Origin of the sequence: Bradyrhizobium sp., from assembly GCF_030693485.1 — a bacterium.
GTDB lineage: Bacteria > Pseudomonadota > Alphaproteobacteria > Rhizobiales > Xanthobacteraceae > Bradyrhizobium.
Genome location: NZ_JAUYAN010000243.1, coordinates 1 through 3,133, shown reverse-complemented (window position 1 = coordinate 3,133; position 3,133 = coordinate 1). Strand labels below are relative to the sequence as shown.

Below are 3,133 nucleotides of genomic sequence, written 5' to 3'. Positions count from 1 at the left end.
GACCAGTTTCTTCTGCAACCCGGTCTTGCCGCTGGCGGCCTCGATGGTCCTGCAAAGCTCCGGAATCGGCACGACGTGGCCACCGACAAAACCCTCCGACACGGCGGCGCGGAGGAAGGGGCACGGATTATCGGGCGAAACTGCGGGGCCGGGCGCGATCACGCCGCTCGCACGCTTGTTGACGCTGTCGTCTGCCATGGAACTCAATCCCGAAAAAATACCGAAATCGTGAAAAGTACCGGCAATCAAAATATCAAGCTGACTCGTCGCGTTTTGAAAAGGCGAATCTACAAGCGACACGCTACCTAAGGCTGCAGCGGAGTTTTGGCGGAATCCGGACCCCTGTCAACCGGAGACCGGAGGCACCGGAGACCGGAGGCAAAGAGGCGCTGCCTGGCGGGCATCGGCGGTTTTCCGCAGCCGGCCTTATGAATTCTCGGTGAGCTTCGAGCCGGACTCGACGAGGTTCACGCTGCGCAGGGGAACGCCGGCCTTCAAAAGTCCGTCACGGTAGTGCGCGGTGTCGGCCGCGGTTTTCCAGCGGAAATTCCGCAAGTGCCGCTCGACGTTCAGGCCTGGAAAGCTGGCCAGCAGCACTTCGACCGCCTTCGCCGATTCCTCGGTCCGGTCCAGTTGCGCGAGCGCCGCCGCACGCACGCACAGCACCTGAAGGTGATTGGGATTGAGGTACAGCGCTTCACGCGCCCAGGACAGCGAAGCGTCATACTGCCGGAGAAGATAGTGGCTGAAGGCATTGAATACGGGCCATTGGTATCGGGGATCGCTGTTGCCCTGCTGCACCGCCGTCGAGAACAGTTCAATGGCCTGGCGGTGCTCGCCGATCACCATGTGACAAATTCCGAGCACGCCGCGCGCACCCATATCATAGGCGTTCAATCCGACTGCTTTCCGTGCGGCATCCATCGCCGCATCGTGATTGCCTTCCATCGCATTCAGATAGGACAGGATTGAAAACGCGAATGAGGAACGGGGATCAAGCCGGACGCTGCTTTCCGCGAGATCCAGCGCCTCCTTCCACAATTCGCGGGTGCTCCGGATCCATCCAAAGTGCACGCCCTGCGTCAGGATGGTGGCGAGATAGGCCCGCGCGATGGACAGCGCCGGATCGAGCGCGATGGCCTCCCTGAACAGATCGATCGAGGCTTCGTAGTCCGCCTTGGTCGGCTTGTAGTAATGCGAGAGCCCGCGCAGGAAGCGGTCCCACGCAGTCAGGTCAGCCGACGACCGCGACGGCGCGGAAGCTTCGGCACGATAGATCTCCGTCGCCAAGGCCGCGCACAGATTGGTGGTGATCTCATCCTGCATCGCGAACAGGTCGCCGATGTCCCTGTCGTACCGGCCAGCCCATAATTGCTCGCCGTTCTCGGGAGCGATCAGTTCGGCGGTGACGCGAATCTTGCTTCCGGCACGCCGCACCGATCCCTGGATCAAATAGGTCGCGTCGATTTCGCGCGCGATCAGGCGCGTGCTCACGTTCTTGCCCTTGAAGGCGAAGGTCGGGTTCCGGCTCAGCACCCGAAAGAAGGACTGCAGCGACAGCGCGTGGATCAGATCTTCGGTCAGTCCATCGGAGAAATACTCGTCGGAGCTGTCGCTGAGATTTGTAAACGGAAGCACGCCCACGATCGCGGTCCGGTGGGCCAGCAGGTTTGACGCGCTCCTGGCTTCCGGGCCGGGGCTCTCGGACCTGACGGGTTCCCAGGTCCAGACATGGACCGGCTCGGCGATGTTCTTGAACTTGTGAACGCCGGCGTCGACCAGGGGGATGCTGAGGTGTTTGCTGGCCTCATGGTAGGCTTTGGCGGAGACGGCCACGCCGCCGGGGGTGGCAGTCGCTTCGAGGCGGACGGCGATGTTCACACCGTCCCCGAACACCTCGTCCTCGTCGGCCATCACATCGCCCATGTGGACGCCGAGACGGAATTGCATGACCCGATCCGCGGGCAGCTGGCCGTTGCGTTCCGCCATCAGCGCCTGCATCCCGACCGCCGACTCGATCGCTCCCACCACGCTCGGATATTCCAGCAGGAAACCGTCGCCGGTGTTCTTCACCAGCCGGCCGCCGTGATTGAGAATGACCGGATAGACCGCGCTTCGATGCGCCTTGAACGCGGCGTGGGTACCGGCCTCGTCGGCGCCCATCATTCGCGAGTAACCCGCGACGTCGGCGCAGACGATTGCGGATAAGCGTCTCTCCATCTCCCGTGCCCCTGAACCCGCAGCCCTTAAGGGACGTGGCCTGCCGACCGAATCCAACTACTATAAACCACCAGTTGCCGCCGGACGCCAGTTCGCATGTGCATGATAGTTAGAACAGTGTTCCTGCTTCGCCAAGTGACTTCTTAACTGCGCAACCCCGGCGCTTCTTGGCCCGTTCGAGCGACATATTCGGTATAGCCGCCGCCGTACTGGTGAATGCCCTCCGGCGTCAGTTCCAGCACCCGGTTCGACAAGGCGGCCAGGAAGTGACGATCATGTGAAACGAACAGCATGGTGCCCTCGAATTCGGACAAAGCGTTGATCAGCATCTCCTTGGTCGCCATGTCCAGATGGTTGGTGGGCTCGTCGAGCACTAGGAAGTTCGGCGGGTCGAACAGCATTTGCGCCATCACCAGCCGGGCCTTCTCGCCGCCCGACAGTACCCGGCATTTCTTCTCGACATCGTCGCCGGAGAAGCCGAAGCAGCCGGCCAGCGCCCGCAACGAGCCCTGCCCGGCCTGCGGAAAGGAATCTTCCAGCCACTCGAACACCGTGCGCTCGCCGTCCAGCAGGTCCATGGCGTGCTGGGCGAAGTAGCCCATCTTGACGCTGCCGCCGACCGCGACCGTGCCGTCATCGGGTTCGGTGGAACCCGCGACCAGCTTCAGCAGCGTCGACTTGCCGGCACCGTTGATCCCCATCACGCACCAGCGCTCCCGGCGGCGCACCTGGAAATCCAGCCCGTCATAAATGTTGCGGCTGCCATAGCCTTTCTGCACCTTCTTCAGGCTGACCACGTCCTCGCCCGAGCGCGGCGCAGGCAGGAAATCGAACGCCACCGTCTGGCGGCGCCGCGGCGGCTCCACCCGCTCGATCTTCTCCAGCTTCTTGACCCGGCTCTGCACCTGCGCCG

General features: G+C 62.8%; 2 protein-coding genes and 1 pseudogene. All 3 read right to left on the bottom strand.

Annotated features, from left to right (window positions below; all coding sequences use genetic code 11):
• Positions 1 to 300: pseudogene (locus Q8N40_RS17880) on the bottom strand (hypothetical protein); the annotation flags it as partial.
• A 126-nt stretch (positions 301 to 426) separates the two neighbouring features.
• The gene (locus tag Q8N40_RS17875; RefSeq protein WP_305712754.1) at positions 427 to 2,220 is read right to left on the bottom strand and encodes an adenylate/guanylate cyclase domain-containing protein; all 1,794 of its coding nucleotides are present in this window, start codon (positions 2,218 to 2,220) and stop codon (positions 427 to 429) included.
• A gap of 143 nt (positions 2,221 to 2,363) precedes the next feature.
• Positions 2,364 to 3,133, bottom strand: a 770-nt coding sequence (locus tag Q8N40_RS17870) for an ABC-F family ATP-binding cassette domain-containing protein (protein ID WP_305712753.1), incomplete at its 5' end; no start/stop codon positions are given.

Bases quoted from the DNA above. Each gene is read 5' to 3' on its own strand.
- Q8N40_RS17875 (WP_305712754.1), bottom strand. From the start codon at position 2,220: ATGGAGAGACGCTTATCCGCAATCGTCTGCGCCGACGTCGCGGGTTAC.